16 protein-coding genes are annotated in these 15876 nt (G+C 42.6%); 8 read left to right on the top strand and 8 right to left on the bottom strand.

The genetic code is table 11. The features are described 5' to 3' along the window. The first annotated feature begins 3 nt into the window (after positions 1-3). A complete protein-coding gene (vctC, locus tag VCA1004_RS11460; RefSeq protein WP_086981284.1) occupies positions 4-762 on the top strand; it encodes an iron chelate ABC transporter ATP-binding protein VctC in 759 nt (252 codons plus the stop codon). On the opposite strand, the gene VCA1004_RS11455 is transcribed toward vctC, so the two are convergent. Beyond that, positions 699-1679 carry a LysR family transcriptional regulator gene (locus tag VCA1004_RS11455; protein ID WP_164520874.1) on the bottom strand — a complete coding sequence of 327 codons (981 nt, stop codon included), beginning with the start codon at positions 1677-1679 and terminating at the stop codon, positions 699-701. The two genes, vctC and VCA1004_RS11455, sit on opposite strands and share 64 nt — an antisense overlap. Before the next feature lie 112 nt (positions 1680-1791). Here VCA1004_RS11455 and VCA1004_RS11450 point away from each other — a divergent pair, with 112 nt between their 5' ends. Further along, positions 1792-3720 (top strand): ligand-gated channel protein, encoded by a 1929-nt coding sequence (locus VCA1004_RS11450; protein ID WP_086981282.1) that lies wholly within the window; start codon positions 1792-1794, stop codon positions 3718-3720. Between the two features lie 245 nt (positions 3721-3965). Beyond that, on the top strand, positions 3966-4214 hold the full coding sequence (locus VCA1004_RS11445; protein ID WP_086981281.1) for a hypothetical protein: 249 nt from the start codon (positions 3966-3968) through the stop codon (positions 4212-4214). A gap of 153 nt (positions 4215-4367) precedes the next feature. Here VCA1004_RS11445 and VCA1004_RS11440 read toward each other — a convergent pair whose 3' ends face one another. Beyond that, positions 4368-4805, bottom strand: coding sequence for a YtoQ family protein (locus VCA1004_RS11440; RefSeq protein WP_086981280.1), 438 nt, complete (start codon positions 4803-4805; stop codon positions 4368-4370). Between the two features lie 22 nt (positions 4806-4827). Then, positions 4828-5121, bottom strand: coding sequence for a putative quinol monooxygenase (locus VCA1004_RS11435; protein WP_086981279.1), 294 nt, complete (start codon positions 5119-5121; stop codon positions 4828-4830). A 73-nt stretch (positions 5122-5194) separates the two neighbouring features. Between VCA1004_RS11435 and VCA1004_RS11430 the strand changes: the two genes are divergently transcribed. Further along, positions 5195-5590, top strand: a complete 396-nt coding sequence (locus VCA1004_RS11430) for a VOC family protein (protein WP_086981278.1) — start codon at positions 5195-5197, stop codon at positions 5588-5590. A gap of 7 nt (positions 5591-5597) precedes the next feature. Here VCA1004_RS11430 and VCA1004_RS11425 read toward each other — a convergent pair whose 3' ends face one another. After that, positions 5598-6509: a LysR family transcriptional regulator gene (locus VCA1004_RS11425; protein ID WP_086981277.1), complete on the bottom strand. Its 912-nt coding sequence runs from the start codon at positions 6507-6509 to the stop codon at positions 5598-5600. Between the two features lie 183 nt (positions 6510-6692). Between VCA1004_RS11425 and VCA1004_RS11420 the strand changes: the two genes are divergently transcribed. The 3 genes from VCA1004_RS11420 to VCA1004_RS11410 are packed head-to-tail and all read left to right on the top strand — an operon-like array spanning position 6693 to position 11290. Then, the gene (locus VCA1004_RS11420; protein WP_086981276.1) at positions 6693-8474 is read left to right on the top strand and encodes a sodium:solute symporter family transporter; all 1782 of its coding nucleotides are present in this window, start codon (positions 6693-6695) and stop codon (positions 8472-8474) included. Positions 8475-8526: 52 nt separating this feature from the next. Then, positions 8527-9078: an acyltransferase gene (locus tag VCA1004_RS11415; protein ID WP_086981275.1), complete on the top strand. Its 552-nt coding sequence runs from the start codon at positions 8527-8529 to the stop codon at positions 9076-9078. Position 9079: 1 nt separating this feature from the next. Next, the gene (locus tag VCA1004_RS11410) at positions 9080-11290 is read left to right on the top strand and encodes a heparinase II/III domain-containing protein (protein WP_086981274.1); all 2211 of its coding nucleotides are present in this window, start codon (positions 9080-9082) and stop codon (positions 11288-11290) included. A gap of 69 nt (positions 11291-11359) precedes the next feature. On the opposite strand, the gene VCA1004_RS11405 is transcribed toward VCA1004_RS11410, so the two are convergent. Then, positions 11360-12976 (bottom strand): peptide ABC transporter substrate-binding protein, encoded by a 1617-nt coding sequence (locus tag VCA1004_RS11405; RefSeq protein ID WP_086981273.1) that lies wholly within the window; start codon positions 12974-12976, stop codon positions 11360-11362. A 188-nt stretch (positions 12977-13164) separates the two neighbouring features. Here VCA1004_RS11405 and mpaA point away from each other — a divergent pair, with 188 nt between their 5' ends. Next, entirely contained in the window at positions 13165-13881 is a 717-nt protein-coding gene (mpaA, locus tag VCA1004_RS11400) for a murein tripeptide amidase MpaA (protein ID WP_086981272.1), read from the top strand. Here mpaA and dgcA read toward each other — a convergent pair. The 3 genes from dgcA to VCA1004_RS11385 all read right to left on the bottom strand — a co-directional run bounded on the left by dgcA (position 13865) and on the right by VCA1004_RS11385 (position 15853). Then, on the bottom strand, positions 13865-14839 hold the full coding sequence (gene dgcA / locus VCA1004_RS11395; protein WP_086981271.1) for an N-acetyl-D-Glu racemase DgcA: 975 nt from the start codon (positions 14837-14839) through the stop codon (positions 13865-13867). The two genes, mpaA and dgcA, sit on opposite strands and share 17 nt — an antisense overlap. A gap of 20 nt (positions 14840-14859) precedes the next feature. Further along, positions 14860-15501: a YdcF family protein gene (locus tag VCA1004_RS11390; protein WP_086981270.1), complete on the bottom strand. Its 642-nt coding sequence runs from the start codon at positions 15499-15501 to the stop codon at positions 14860-14862. A 115-nt stretch (positions 15502-15616) separates the two neighbouring features. Further along, a complete protein-coding gene (locus tag VCA1004_RS11385; RefSeq protein ID WP_086981269.1) occupies positions 15617-15853 on the bottom strand; it encodes a hypothetical protein in 237 nt (78 codons plus the stop codon). Positions 15854-15876: the final 23 nt, after the last annotated feature.

Raw genomic sequence — 15876 nt, 5'->3', positions numbered from 1 at the left:
GCTATGATTGAACTCAAACAACTTTCTAAATATTTTGGTGAACACCCTGTTGTGCAAAACGCCAGCGCCGAATTTGAAAAAGGCAAAGTTACGGCCATTATTGGTCCAAATGGAGCCGGTAAAAGTACCTTACTATCGATGGCAGGACGCCTATTAAAACGGGACCAAGGTGAAGTATGGATTGATGGCAAAGAACTGGTTGAGTGGGATACTAAAGCGCTTGCCAAACGTTTGTCGGTCTTACGCCAAGCCAATACGGTGTCGCTTCGCTTCACTGTCCGAGAATTAATTTCCTTTGGACGCTTCCCGTATTGCCAAGGCAATTTAAAAGCCGAAGATAATCAAGTGATTGATACCGCTATTGAGTATTTAGATTTAGGAAAAATTCAATACCAATATTTGGATGAATTAAGTGGTGGGCAACGACAACTGGCTTTTATCGCGATGGTAATGGCGCAAGATACGGATTATGTTTTTCTCGATGAGCCATTAAATAATTTGGATATCAAACACTCACTGCAAATTATGAATACCATTCGCCGTTTAGCGCATGAGCTCAATAAAGCGGTTGTGATTGTCATCCATGACATCAATTTTGCATCGTGCTATGCCGATACCATTATTGCGTTAAAGAAAGGGCAAATTATTGCGAAAGGTCCAACGGATAAAGTCATTGATGCTCAGGTATTATCTGATATCTATGAAACGCCCTTCAACGTCATCGAAGTAGATGGCAAACGTATGTGTTTGTATTTCTCATAATAGCCTAAGCTTCTTGGCTCTAACCATTCTTTTGGCGTGTTCTCATTAAGTGTTTTAATCAAGGTTTGTACTCTTAATGGCAACACGCCTGCCGCAAAATAACACACTATCGGTTTAGCTGCGCTGTACCATTCAGGTAAACAAGGTTCAATATTGCCAGGGTGCGCCGCCAAATAATTGTTTGCTGTCCATATTGGCAATAAACCCACCCCATAACCGGAGGCAATCGAATCTAATTGCATCATTAGGTTATCACTACTCAAGCGGCTGATTGGCGGGATCACGACACAATGCTCTTGTCCATTGGATAAACAAATCGTATTTTCCAGTTCCTGATCAAAAGGCAACCATTGATGATAATTCAGTTGATTAGGATGGGTTAATCGCCCGTGCTCTTTCGTGTATTGCGGCGACACATACAACCCATACTGCCAATAGCCGAACGTTTTTTTACGCCATGTCCCCGGTAGTGAGCGCTCACCGATTGAAATCACAATATCCGGTTCTTGATGTAAATATTCATCACGGTATTCACTAAAAAATCGAATATTGACTTGTGAATGCTCATCTAAAAAGCGATGCAATTCTTTTCTTAACCAACCTCGAACTAATCCTTGTGGTGCCAAAATGGTAATTTCACCACTGACACTTTGCTTTAATGATTGCAGAGCATTTTGCGACTCTTCCGCTACCATTAATAAACGCTCACAATATTCAGCAAACACTTCCCCTGCACGAGTCAAAAATAATCGCGTTCCCTGCTTAATAAACAAGGCTTGCCCTAATTCAGACTCTAACTGTGCCAAACGTCGACTGATGGTTGATTTTGGTTGATTTAACGCCTTTGCTGCCGCAGTCACACTGTGGTAACGACTTAATGCAGCGAACGCTCGAATGCCTTGCAACTCTGTTTTCATTTCAATCCCATTTTTGGAACAGTCAGTTCCACTCATTGATCTATTCAATAGCAGCGAATATCGCAATAATCGCCAATGAATTTAATAATCATTATCATTTAAAGGAATAATAATGTCTAGTTATCGTTTGCCGCTCTCTACTTTGGCGGGTTCTATTTTATTGGCTACGAGTGCTTATGCTGCTCCTTCACCAGATTCAACAGAAACCATGGTAGTAACCGCTTCTGGTTTCGAACAATCAGAAATTAAAGCTCCAGCAAGTATCAGTGTTATTACGCGCGATGAGCTGGAAAATAAATATTACCGTGATGTCACGGATGCCTTGAGAACCGTTCCTGGTGTGACAATTACCGGTGGTGGTGATACCACTGATATTAGTATTCGTGGCATGGGTTCGGCCTATACTCTTATTTTGGTCGATGGCAAACGTCAGTCATCACGCCAAACTCGTCCAAACAGCGATGGCGCTGGTATCGAACAAGGTTGGTTACCACCAATCGAAGCCATTGAACGTATCGAAGTTATCCGTGGTCCAATGTCTACACTGTATGGTTCTGATGCTATCGGCGGTGTTATTAACGTCATTACGCGTAAAGATGCTCAACAATGGCATGGTAACGTACAACTTAGCACCACCATTCAAGAAAACCGTGATTCTGGTGACGAGCGCAGTGCTAACTTTTATCTAACGGGTCCTTTAACGGATAAACTATCTCTACAAGTAGATGGTCAAACGACTGTCCGTGATGAAGATAAAATTATAGATGGTTATGAAGATAAATCATTGAATTCAATCAATACTAAATTAAGATATGCCGCTACTGATAATCATCAATTTGAGTTTGGTGCGGGTATTTCTGAACAAAATCGTGAAGGCAACGCGGGTTATACTTTAGAGCCAGGTTCTGAAACAGAATTAGATGAATATGAGCGCCACTATTACAACGTAAGTCACACTGGTGATTGGGGTCGTGTTGGACGCTCAAACACTTACTTACAGTACGAAGATTCAACTAACCGTACTCGCGAAATGGAAAGTGTGAATACGATTTTCAACACTCACCTTGTCACTCCTATTGCGTCACACACTTTGACAACGGGTTTTGAATATCAATATGAAAAATTAAAAGATTACACCTCTAATAAAGCTTCTGATCTCACTAAACTCGATAACAATCGCTATGCCATTTTCCTAGAAGATGAATGGGCGATCGTTGATTCATTCAGTTTAACGGTAGGCGCTCGTTTAGATAATGATGACAACTACGGTACTCACATTAGCCCACGTGTTTATGGTGTGTGGAGTATGACACCAAGCTGGGTATTAAAAGGTGGGGTATCAACAGGTTACCGTGCGCCAAGCTTACGTGAAATATCTCCAGATTGGGCACAAGTTAGCCGTGGCGGTAATATCTACGGTAACGAAGATCTGACCCCAGAAACTTCTGTTAATACCGAGGTCAGCTTAAACTATCAAAGCGATCATGGCTTATCATCAAGTATCACACTCTTTAATAACGACTTTAAAGATAAGATCTCTCGTGTAAGCTGTTCAACCTGTGGTCCAGTTAATGATTGGGGGAATGAATCCACTCAAAAAATTAACATAGATAAAGCGGTTACTCGTGGGGTGGAATTAACCTTATCAACACCACTGCTGGATACACTGTATTGGAACAATAGCTACACCTTTACTCATTCAGAGCAAAAGTCCGGCGATTATAAGGGCCAACCTTTAGTTCAGTTACCTAAACACTTATTTAGCTCCGATCTTTCTTGGCAGGTATTGGCAGATTTAGAAGCTTGGACACAAGTGACTTATCATGGTGAAGAAATGGAACCTATTACTGGCCCATCTTCTAGCAGCATCGAAGCACCGTCTTACACCTTCTGGGATATGGGTGTGAGCTATCAATTAACCAGCAATGTTTCGGTGAATGCCGCGATTTATAACTTACTTGATAAAGACGTTACTTATGATGAGTATGGCTATGTTGAGGATGGTCGTCGCTATTGGGTAGGCATGAACGTCGGTTTCTAACCCCTAAGCCTTTCCTTTCACGTACATCGTGAGAAATCCCCCCTTAATGCCAACCGGATAACATTCGGTTGGCATTTTTTATCCTTATGCTTTGCGGTTATACTATTCAACCTGAGCGGCCCATCCTTCCTTGCTATACCAATCACTCTAATGAGATGATCGCATAATGGGTATCATAGGTATAATGAGTACGACCGATATAATGCATCGCTCAGATGACACACACGCTTTAATGGAATCTATACATGATTAATGACAACGACGTAGTTGAAACTTTAGAAGAACTCGAAGCCTTTTTACTTCTAGTAGAAAATGGCGGCTTAGGTTTAAAAGGGGTAGCAGGAGTCGCGCTGGCCACCAACAATAGTAATGGTCGCCCGTTCATCGCAGTCTTGGATGATCAGCATCAATTGTTACTTGGACGTTGGGTCACGCAAGAAGTGTTTGATAATGGTAAAGATCTCGTAAGAAAAGGCCCTAAAAAGCCTCATTAATGAGTGATATCAAAGACTCAGTGGCAGACATTCTGCCACTTTTTATCTTTGGTTCTCATTAGAGTCTTTGGCAAAAAATAAATGATGCTAATATCAAGCTATTACTTCTACCAAACTCTGCCGCTCCTAAACTCCACTACTCCCAAGCTATTGCTACTTCACCAAATAACACAAAATATCGATCACTTGATCTGTGCTGGTCGCCCAAGCTTGAGCACTGGCGTCCACCTCTTTTAAAGGGTGAATAATATCTTCACTATGTAGGGTAATATAAGGTTTATCTAAGGCCGCACAATACCCAGCATCAAACGCAGCATTCCATTGTTTGTATTGATCGCCAAAGCGAATAATAGCCAGATCACACTGTTTAATTGCATTTTGGATACGAATCGCATTCACTTTGGCTGATTTGTGATCGCGCCAAAATCCAGCCTCTTCAAAACCTAAGCCATCGCCTGCCGCATCACTACTTTCATGGTCCGTTACCGCAGAGGTAAATTGAATCTGTAACCCTTTTTGCTCACAGCCTTGAATAATTCTCTCTCGCCAATCGGTATGAATTTCACCCGATAAATACACCTTAACGCACATACGATCCTCCTTATCTCAATGCTTAATTTCGTTCAACCACATCACAACGAATAACCGAAACGGCTTCGACAATATCGGCGAGTCCCGTCCGACTAGCTAAATAATGTGGGGTTTGCTTATGCTGCTCTAATGCTTCTTCATCGGCATAAATCTCATACAAATAAAAATGATGATCATCCTGTTGAGAAGTTAAAACATCAAACACATAACAGCCCGGTTCATGTTGGACCGAAGCGCGTGCATTTTCTTTCATTATGGATAAATACTGCTCACGACACCCCAATTTCACTTCATTTTTAACCATAATACAGAACATATTTCCTCCTATTACTCGCAAAACACAATTCATTGTATACAATAATAAATACAAAATCACGTTAGGAGGAAATATGAATCGACCTAAACCATTGGATGGCTTAAGACACTTAGCATTAAGCGTGACCCCATTTGAAGAATGTGTTCAGTTTTACCATGAGATATTAGGAATGAAGATTGCGCGTCGCGCTAACGATAATTTGGTGTATTTAACTTGTGGTAACGATAACTTATCTTTATCTCGCGCCCAGCAAGCACAAAGCTCAGGTAAACATAACCTTGATCATTTGGGCTTTATTGTAGATAGCAAGCAGCACTTACAAGCATGGTATGATTTTTTACAATCTAAAGGCGTACCTTTATTAGATACTCCTCATGATCACAGCGATGGTGCTCGAAGTTTTCATTGCCTTGATCCTGCAGGCAATGTGGTTCAGCCTTTGTATCATCCTGATATATCTCAAGGTTGATCAAGGCTTAGTCCGTAATTTGTGCTTGAATATAAGCCGAATGTTTTAAACAACATTGCACCAAATTTTCAATGTGTTGGTTGCTTTGTTGGCGACGATAATAAATATAAATAGGCCAAGACAGCTGAGATTCTTTGAGTGGGATGCAAACACAATCAGTTGTAGAAATAAATTTAATGCATCGAGGGGCAATTGAAATGCCTAAACCGGAAGAAACGGAAGTAACCAAATGTCGCATATTATCAGGATGAAAAACGACGTTTGGAGAGAAGCAGTTATCTTGGCATAACCTGTGAATGTGATCATACATTTCAGTCCAACTTGAGCGTTTAAATAAAATAAACTTCTCATCTTGTAACTCGGCAATAGACAGCTCTGTTTTATCGGCTAAGGGATGATGATTTGGCAGCAAAACCACCGCTTCATCTTGATACAACTCTTTCGCCATAAACAGAGCCCCATCGATGTCAGATAAAGAGCGTGTAAAAGCAAGGTCGATGTTATTCTCAATTAAAGCATCCCGCTGCTCCTCAACCGACATTTCATAAAGCTGGGTAGAGATGGTTGGGTTATCAATAAGATGCTCACCAATCAATTTTGGCAAGAAGAATGAACAAGCAGTTGCTAAATAGCCAATCCGAATCGACTGATCAACCGCGCGATCAGCTTCCACCACCCGTTGTTTTACTCGTTGGTCATTATCCACAATCTTGATAGCTTCGGGTAACAATACTTGCCCTGCAGCAGTTAATTCAACAAGATGTGTCGTGCGATGAAATAACTTCACCCCAATTTCATTTTCCAAATCTGAGATGTGTCTTGAAACCGTGGGCTGAACACTATTAATTTCTTTAGCTGCTAACGAAAAGTTCTTCAGTCGAGCCACAGTTAAAAAAGTTCGTAATGTTTTGATGTCCATTATCTGCTCATTCGATTAATGCATTATTGTTATACAATAATATCATTTCCATCAACTCGTAAGCCCTCCTATAGTGAAATGAGCGACAAGTCTCACACTTGCTGCCAGCGTATTATCTAACCAAATAATAAGTACAAGATAACTCGCTTACTTTCATACTCTACAGCGACAGGAATAAGAATTATGGATATCGATATTTTTATAGTGCTTGTGTATTTTGCATTTCTCATCGGATTAGGGTGGGTCTTTAGAAGTGCTGCCAACAATACCAGTGATTACTTCCGGGGTGGTGGCCATGTTTTATGGTGGATGGTCGGTTCCAGTGCCTTCATGATGGCGCTCAGTGCAATGACCTTTACTGGCTTAATGGGGAAAGCGCTCACCAGTGGCATGTCTGTCGCCATCGTCTTTTTCGCTAATGCCCTTGGCTATTTTGTTAACTACCTCTTTTTTGCTGCCAAAGCTCGACAAATGCGCGTGATCAGCCCACTGCAAGGGGCAAGAATGCGCTTAGGGAAAACAAACGAACAAGTATTCACTTGGGCAAACGTTCCATTAAGCGTGTTACAAGCTGCGATTTGGCTAAATGGATTGGCGGTATTTACCAGTGCTGTTATCGGAGTACCGTTAGAGCAAACCATCGTCGGAGCTGGTCTGGTGGTTCTCTTCATGTCGTTAGTCGGCGGAAGCTGGGCGGTAATTGCTTCAGATTTTATGCAAATGCTGATCATCACTGTAATGACTTTTATTGCGGCCATTGTTGCGATTTGGAAATCCGGTGGCGTCACAAATCTTCTTGATGTCGGTCTACCAACACAACAGTTGATCGGCGACGGTTACAGCCATACTTATCTATTTGTAGGTTGGTTTATCTGTATTTTTGTAAAACAGTTTTTTAGTACCAATAACATGGTTGATTCTTACCGTTATATTGCGTCTAAAGACACCAAGAATGCACGTAAAGCAGCCTTACTGGCTTGCTCTTTAATGATCATTGGGCCTCTAATGTGGTTCCTTCCTGCTTGGTTTGTGGCCGGACACTATCCTGACACCAACACTTGGGGCTTAGAAGCGCTAGGTAAAAATGTCGCAGATGCAACTTATTACATGTTCGTACAAAGAGAAATGCCGGTCGGTATGGTCGGCCTAATGCTTGCCGCCATGTTTGCCGCCACCATGTCTTCGATGGACTCAGCATTGAACCGTAACGCTGGGATTATCCTAAAAAGCGTTTATGAACCTTATTTCTGTAAAGACAAAAGTGAACAAAACCTCATGAAAATGAGTAAATTGCTCACCGCGGCGTTTGGCATCATTATCATTATTGCAGCCTTGTTCTTATCTTCTCTGAAAGAATTCGGTTTGTTCGACCTGATGATGCTAGTGGGTACTTTAGTCGGCTTCCCGCTACTTATCCCATCAATTATGTGTTTCTTTGTTAGAAAAACACCTGATTGGGCGGGTTGGGGCACTATTGTTGTCGGTATGGCAGTATCGGCGTTCATTGCATTTGTGATCACACCAGAAATGGTTCAACAAGTCTTAGGTTTAAATCAACCATTGAGTGTGCGTGAGTTCGCTGAAATGAAATCCGTTACCTTAGGGGTAGTTGGCCATATGTTGATCACGATGCCTTTCTTTGTTCTCTCACAATTCTTTTACAAAGAGCCTTCACCACAGCGTGCTAAAGAGATTGAAGAATTCTTTACCAATATTGATACTGAAGTCATTGTTGTTGACACTGCAGACAGTATCAAAGCCGACAATAAACAACATGAAATTCTTGGTAAGATGCTGATATATGCAGGAATTTTCTTAGCACTTTTAGTCTTCATTCCAAACCCTATGTGGGGAAGAATGCTGTTTATATTACTGGCAGCCATTATTGGTGGCATCGGCGTGTTATTACTAAAAACGCGTAAAAAAGTACAACCAATAAGCGCAAAGAAACCACAAATCGCTTAACTGTTCAATGAATCAGAGATAGGAGGTTCTCCTATCTCTTGTGGGAGAAATTATGTCCGTTCAAAAAGAATTTGGTGGTGAACTTTCTAGTGAAGAATTTAGAAAATTCACACTCTATACCACGCAAAGTAATAACCAAAAAGACGACAACACTCGCGCACAAATTTTAGGTTTTACTCAGCATAATGTCCGTATTGCCCCAGGGGCGATTGTCCGTATTGGCGACAATCAATTAGGTGCCAATTCATATGTTGGCCTCTATAGTTATGTCAATGGGGATGTCACTATTGGAGAGCATGTTTTAATTGGACCACATGTATCCATTGTGGCATCGAATCATTTGTACGATCCCAATACCGATTACTTCAGCGCTCGCACCGATGAAGTGCAAGGCAAAGTGGTAATTGAAGATGGGGTATGGTTAACCACAGGGGTTGTCATTACTCCGGGAGTCACGGTAGGCCGATGTGCCTTAGTGTGTGCCAACTCAGTGGTGACTAGTTGCGTTCCACCTTACGCCATTATGGCCGGCTCTCCAGCCAAACAAATAGGCGAAATCTGCCGCGACACAGGTAAATATCATTGGTTTAATAAGGAAAAATAAGATGTTAACGTTAAATCGAACTCATGATTTTCAAGTATTTACCACTCCTAAAAACCAAGCAGTCAGCCCAACTAATCCTCCAAGATTTAATTGGCCTCAAGCGGATTATCATGCGGTATATACGGTTGAATTATACTCGGCGACCCAAGACAAAACATGGACTTGGCACAACGCCAACTCCCCTTTCCAATTACCTTTCACCTTGCTATCAGGTCATTATCAATGGCGATTGATTGATATCGAAGGTGACGCTAGTGAATGGATGCATTTTGATATTAATGAACAATCGGTGCCGTATTTACCGCCTAGAGCCAAACAGCTATTTGAATTATGCCAAGACCGAAGCCAATGGTTAATGTATTTTGATGAAGATATTAGCACTTTAAGAATTTCTTCTTGGTCAGCACACAACAAACTCAAAGCCACATCTGAATTAGTCGATATTGAGGCGATCACTTACCCTGCTCATTATCGCCGTGGTCAAGAAGAAGGTAAGCGTACCGCGATCACCCATGTGCGCGAGTGGATCGACCGCGATTTAATATCGCTTACGCTGTTATATAAAATTTGGAATGATCAAGAAGCCGGTCAAAAAGCGGTCGAAATACTCTGCCGCCTCGCAGAATGGAGTCCAGAAGGCCCCGCATCATTATTACGCCCTTGCGCTTGGGGCGATGAAGTTGGACTCTCGTTATCACGCAACCTGTATCTGGCTTATCATTGGTTAACGCCATTACTGACTTCAGATGAACAAGATTTTATTCGTCCAATGTTGATCCGTATTGCGCATCAAATGGAAACTCGCTTAGAACAAGATCAATTTAAGCAATTCCCCGGCCATTCTCATACTTCAAGATTGCCGGCGTATTTGGGCATTGCCGCACTCGCTTTATTTAAAGAATACGATCAAACCATTTGTGAACGTTGGCTTAATTATGCACTCACTATCTATCAATGTGTTTTACCTTTCTATGGCGGTGAAGATGGCAGTTGGGCAGAAGGCCCCTTCTATTCCTCGTCATACACCAAATGGCAACATCCGTTCTTTTTAGCCGTAGAGCGCATCAGTGATTTCTCATTTTATGAGCATCCTTTTTACAAAAACTATTACAAGTTTGCGATGGATTTTGTCGTACCAAACCATACTGTCCATCCATTTGGTGACGGTTTTTGGTGCCAAAGAACCGGCAAAGAATGGCCAGGTTTTTTTGCGCAGAACCCACTAAGAATTTATGCCGATCGTTTTGGCGATCTACGTGCGCGTGAAACCGCCAATCAGTTAGAGATGGATATTGAAACCTATTATTTGCATCTGCTCGATATCATCCCAACGCGCAAACAACACTTCTTTTTAAGCCAATGCGCCCACAAAGAAGCGCTGACACCTCAGCCAATTTATCATCAATATTATGATTTTGCCGGCCTAGGTAAGGCGTCTAAACATGATTTGAATCTCTATTTCCGCGCAAGTCAGTTTGGTAATAGTTCACACCGTCACGCCGATCAAGGGAACTTAGCCCTCATCTATAAAAACGATAATGTACTGATTCCTAGTGGCAGTTATGGTTATCGTTTTGGGAGCCTACATCACGCGCAATGGACTCGTACCACCCGTGCTCACAATTTACCTTTGATTGATCAACAAGGACAAAAGCTCGATACCGAAGATGCAGTTGCGACCTTAATCTCGCAACAAGCGGGAGAGCATTGGTATGCAGCGCAAATCGATCTCACTCAAGCTTATGCGTCGTTAAAACGTTTCATTCGAACGGTAATTATGATCGAAAATTATGGCGTGATTATGTTAGATCATATCGAATGTTACCAAGCACAAAGCGTTCAATGGCGCTTACATTCGGAATGCCAACCGAAAATAGCCGTACAACACACGCTATTACAAGGAAAACAAAGCGATTATCAATTGACGTTACATACTCAAAAAGACCTTGTGCCGACGATTGTTCATGGCTATCAACAAGAAGCAACATCTCAAAATGCAGTGATCTCGGATGCCACTGACGATATTTACCATCTAGAATGGGATCTGGCTAGCCAAGCAAAACATTTGATTGCTGCCAGTTGTGTCATGGCCCCGATTACGCAACAACAAGAAGGGGATTGTCTGCAGTTCACCACTCAAGACAATGTATTTCGTTTTAATCAGCAAGATCTCAGCCTTACTGTTAGTGAGAACACGCTCGTAGAAGCCTAAGCATTGATCGCGTTGGCAATACCAAGTCACTCATATTGCCAACGTGTCTTTTATCACTTCAATCGAAAACTACTTCTTAAAATACAAATCTTTCGAATAAATTCGCCCTTCTGCATTATGCATAGGGTAGCCACCTAATTTTGGGTTCACCAAACGTGATTGCATAAAGTAATAAATCGGAGCGATTGGCATATCTTGCGCCAATATTTGCTCAGCTTGATCGTAAAATTGATTACGCTGTTTTACATCCACCGCCGCTTGAGCCTTGGTTAATACCTCATCGTATTTCGGGTTGGAATACGAAGGAAAGTTTTTGGCATTATCCGATGTTAATAAGGTTAAGAAGGTAGAGGCTTCATTATAATCACCACACCAAGAGGCGCGCATAATGTCAAAATTACGCTCCTGACGCGCTGCAAGGTAAGACTTCCATTCTTGGTTATCTAACGTCACTTCCATACCTAAATTCTTTTTCAACATGGAGGCAATTGCCACCGCAATCGCTTTGTGGTTTTCGCTGGTATTGTAAAGTAAAGAAGCTTTAAGCGGATGCTCGTGATCGTAACCGGCTTCTTTTAATAATTTCGCCGCTTCTTGATCGCGTTGTTGTTGTGTCCAGGTCGCGTATTCAGGCTGTGTTGCTTTGAAGTTAGCCACATCTTGGTGGGCAAAAGTATAGGCTGGCACGTTACCTTTAGTGACACCATTGGCAATCACATCACGCATGATAGTGTAAGAAATCGCTTTACGTACACGCACATCATCAAATGGCTTACGCTGAGTATTCAGTGCGTAATAATAAGTACACAACAATGGGGTGACTTTAAACGCATCAGGGTGTTCTTTTTTCAGTTTATCGGCCATGGCAACGGGAACATCAGACGTAATGTCAACTTCTCCGGTCATGTAACGATTCATTGCCGAGGTTTGGCTTTCAAATGGAATGTACGTAACTTTGTTAATTACCGTCTCTTTGTTATCCCAATAATTCGGATTGCGCTCCATTTCCAAGCGTTCATTGATCACCCAATTGGTAAGCTGATAAGCCCCATTTGATACCATATTGGCAGGTTTGGTCCAGTTATCGCCAAACTTCTCAACCGCTTTTTGATTGATCGGCATCATCACAGTATGCGCCGTCATCGCCACAAAGTACGGTACTGGTTTATCTAATTGGAACTGTAAGGTATATTCATCTAACGCTTTGACACCAAGACTCTCAACCGGCTTTTGACCATCAATAATCGCCTCAGCATTGTTAATACCGGTCAGTTTTAAATACCAAGCATTCGGAGAAGCAAATTTCGGGTCGACTGCCATGTGTAAGCTATACACAAAGTCCTGTGCGGTAACTGGCTCACCATTAGACCATTTAGCGTTTTTGCGTAAATGAAAAGTGTAGGTTTGATTGTCTTTAGTTTCCCAGCTTTCTGCCACACCGGGCACCACGCTGCCATCTTGATTTTGGATCACCAAGCCTTCAAATAAATCACGCAGAATATGCATTTCAGGAATGCCTTCCGCTTTTAACGGATTTAATGTCGGCGCTTCGGCATCATTGCCTCGAACTAATTCTTGCTGCGGTGCTAAAGTCACGCCTGCTGGCACTTGAGCTGAAAACGAGGCACTTGAAAAAAAGACTGTAGAGAGAGTGAGAGCCAAAACGGAAGGTTTCAAATGATGCATGAGGCGTCCTTGTTAATGGTGAAAAGCGAGAACAATAATAAGATAACTATAGCGTTATCAGCCCTTTCAACCCACTCTTTGTTGTATTTTTTTGTGATATTGTCATTATTTGCTCTCAAGGCTTTCACTGTTAAAGCGATTCAGTAATACTGCTGCTTGTAAGGAATATTCTTGATTAGGAAAATCGTATGGCTGTTATTCTTCGTCCCCGCACTCAACGTGCTCAATTTCAACTTAAGCCAATTTGCTATGGAAGTTCGGTATTAGGTGCGCCATTATTGTATTTTCCAGCACAAATCCAAACCAAAGAAAGCGGCCTTATTATTGCCGGTACGCATGGGGATGAAACCGCCTCAATAGTGAGCTTATCTTGCGCTTTACGTTCTATCGACAGTAGTCAATTACGTCATCATGTGATTTTGAGCATCAATCCTGACGGTAATCAATTAGGCACACGAGCTAATGCTAATCAGGTGGATCTCAATCGAAATTTTGCCAGTAACAATTGGCAAGCCGGCGGCACCGTCTATCGCTGGAGCACTCAAGAGCCTGAACGTGATGTTGACATTGGCACCGGAGAACTGGGCAATTCAGAACCTGAAACGGCTGCGCTCTGTCAATTAATTGAGAATTTAAATCCCGCTTGGGTCACTTCCTTTCATGAACCTTTAGCTTGTATTGATGATCCGAGCTTTTCACCCTTAGCGCATTGGCTGTCACAGAAGATTAACCTTCCTATGGTGAAAGAGGTCGGCTACGATACCCCCGGCTCTTTTGGCTCTTGGTGCGGCGAACGGGATTTACTGTGCGTCACCGCAGAACTACCACCGGTGTCCGCCGATTATGCCTGCGAACATTATTTAGAGGTGCTGGTGGAATTGTTGACAACTACCCCCACAACCTAGGGGACATCACTTTCATTGTCGAAACCTCAAATTCAAAACCAGGATTTTGATCTTCAGCTAAAAGCAGTGGCCCATCTAGATCGACCACATCGGCCTGTTGCGCAACCACAAATGCTGGCGCCATGCCGAGTGATGAGCCCACCATACAACCAACCATAATTTGCATACCTTGTGCCAGTGCCGCTTGTTTTAAAGCTAATGCTTCGGTTAATCCCCCGGTTTTATCCAATTTTATATTGATCATGTCATAACGTCCCACCAGCTTAGTTAAACTCTCGACGCCATGACAAGACTCATCGGCACAAAGCAGGATTGGCCGCTCAATCCCATCAAGCCAATGATCTTTATCAGCAGGGAAAGGTTGCTCGATCATCGCCACATTCAGCTCGACCAATTTAGGGATCATCTGCTGGTATCGGGCAATATCCCATCCTTCATTCGCATCGACAATAATTTTGGCATCGGGAGCATGATGACGAACGGCCGCCACACGAGCAATATCGCCCTCTCCGGCTAATTTAAGTTTTAATAACGGACGATGTGCATGGCGACTTGCCGCTTGGCCCATATTGTCAGGGGTATCTAATGATAAGGTGTACGCGGTCGTTAAAGGTTGTGGCTCCAGCGCGAGTAACTGCCAAATGGAGGTGTGTTGCTGTTTACACTGTAAATCCCACCATGCACAATCTAGAGCGTTACGAGCAGCTCCAGCGGGAAGAAGTTGTTGAATATCTTGTGCTGAAACGCCCTGCTCTAGCGCCTCTTGAAGCGCCGACAAATCATGCAACACTTGTGCTATCGATTCACCATAACGGGCGTAAGGTACACATTCCCCTCGTCCACGGTAGCCATTTTCTTCTAATGTCACCACCACCACTTCAGCATGAGTTTTAGACCCACGCGAAATGGTAAATGCCCCTGCAATTGGCCAAGATTGGCTTGAGAGTGTCAGTTTCATGTTATTCATCACTCCTCACATTACAGGGTTACGTATTCATCATAACCTATGGTTTGTAAAGCAAGATTGGCGTCTGCAACATGTTGTGGCAGCACTTGCTCAGCAAAAAAACCTTGTGAGGGATAATGTTTCAGCCGTTCGATTTCACCTACCATCAAATTAATGACTTCAGAGGAAGGATGAAGTGCGCTGCAATAATCAAGAAAATCGCATTGTGGAGAAGTCACTTGCGCTTGAATATCAGGCCACAACGCCTGACAAGTTGCCAAGGCACGGCGTTCCATATAAGGCTTTTGAATTAACGTGACACTGCTTAGTGAGATATTTTTTTCCGAGAGGAGCTGTTGGGTAAAACGAAAATTTTCGCCGGTATTGGTGGAGTGACTTTCTAAGATAATCGCCTCGCGAGGTACCCCAGCGTCTAAAGCAATTTTGGCAAACGTTTCGGCTTCAGAGAACTCAAAAAGCCCTTCCGTCATTCGCCCTTGGCCACCAGAAATGAGCAACAATGGCGCAATTCCTTGATGATAGAGCTCAGCTGCGCGCTCACCAACACGTAAGTCAGAGCTGCCTAGTAATAATAAGGCATCGGTTTTTTGTAACGGTTGGCCCAGTTTTAAATACTGCCAAAGTGCGATCACATGATCATAGTAACGAGTCATAAACACTTCCATGGTTGGAGTATGAAGAATGACTTACTGTACTTGAGTTTACTCGCAAGGGTAAGGGGACAACTGAAAAAATCAGCTCTCTTTTTGCCCAGTTATATCCTTTGATTTAACTTGAAAAATGGTGTTTAACGTCGGATTTCATCACTGCATTTTGATGATTACAGTCACGACATAAACACACGCGGTCCATTTTGTGGTAATGTACGCCGCTGAAAAGTTGATTAACGAGTTCATTAAATTTTTGGAATTTGTTTTTTAATGACGCATCATCTTCGATACGCTTACGTAACACCGCTTTATGTTGGGTATCGCGGCAACATGACTGGCAAAACAAAACAGGCATACTATCTCCAATAATTTAACGAA

The sequence above is a fragment of the Vibrio aphrogenes genome (genome assembly GCF_002157735.2).
Taxonomy (GTDB): Bacteria; Pseudomonadota; Gammaproteobacteria; order Enterobacterales; family Vibrionaceae; genus Vibrio; species Vibrio aphrogenes.
The sequence above is the reverse complement of the archived record's forward strand: the minus strand, read 5'-3'. Positions and strand labels throughout refer to the sequence as shown.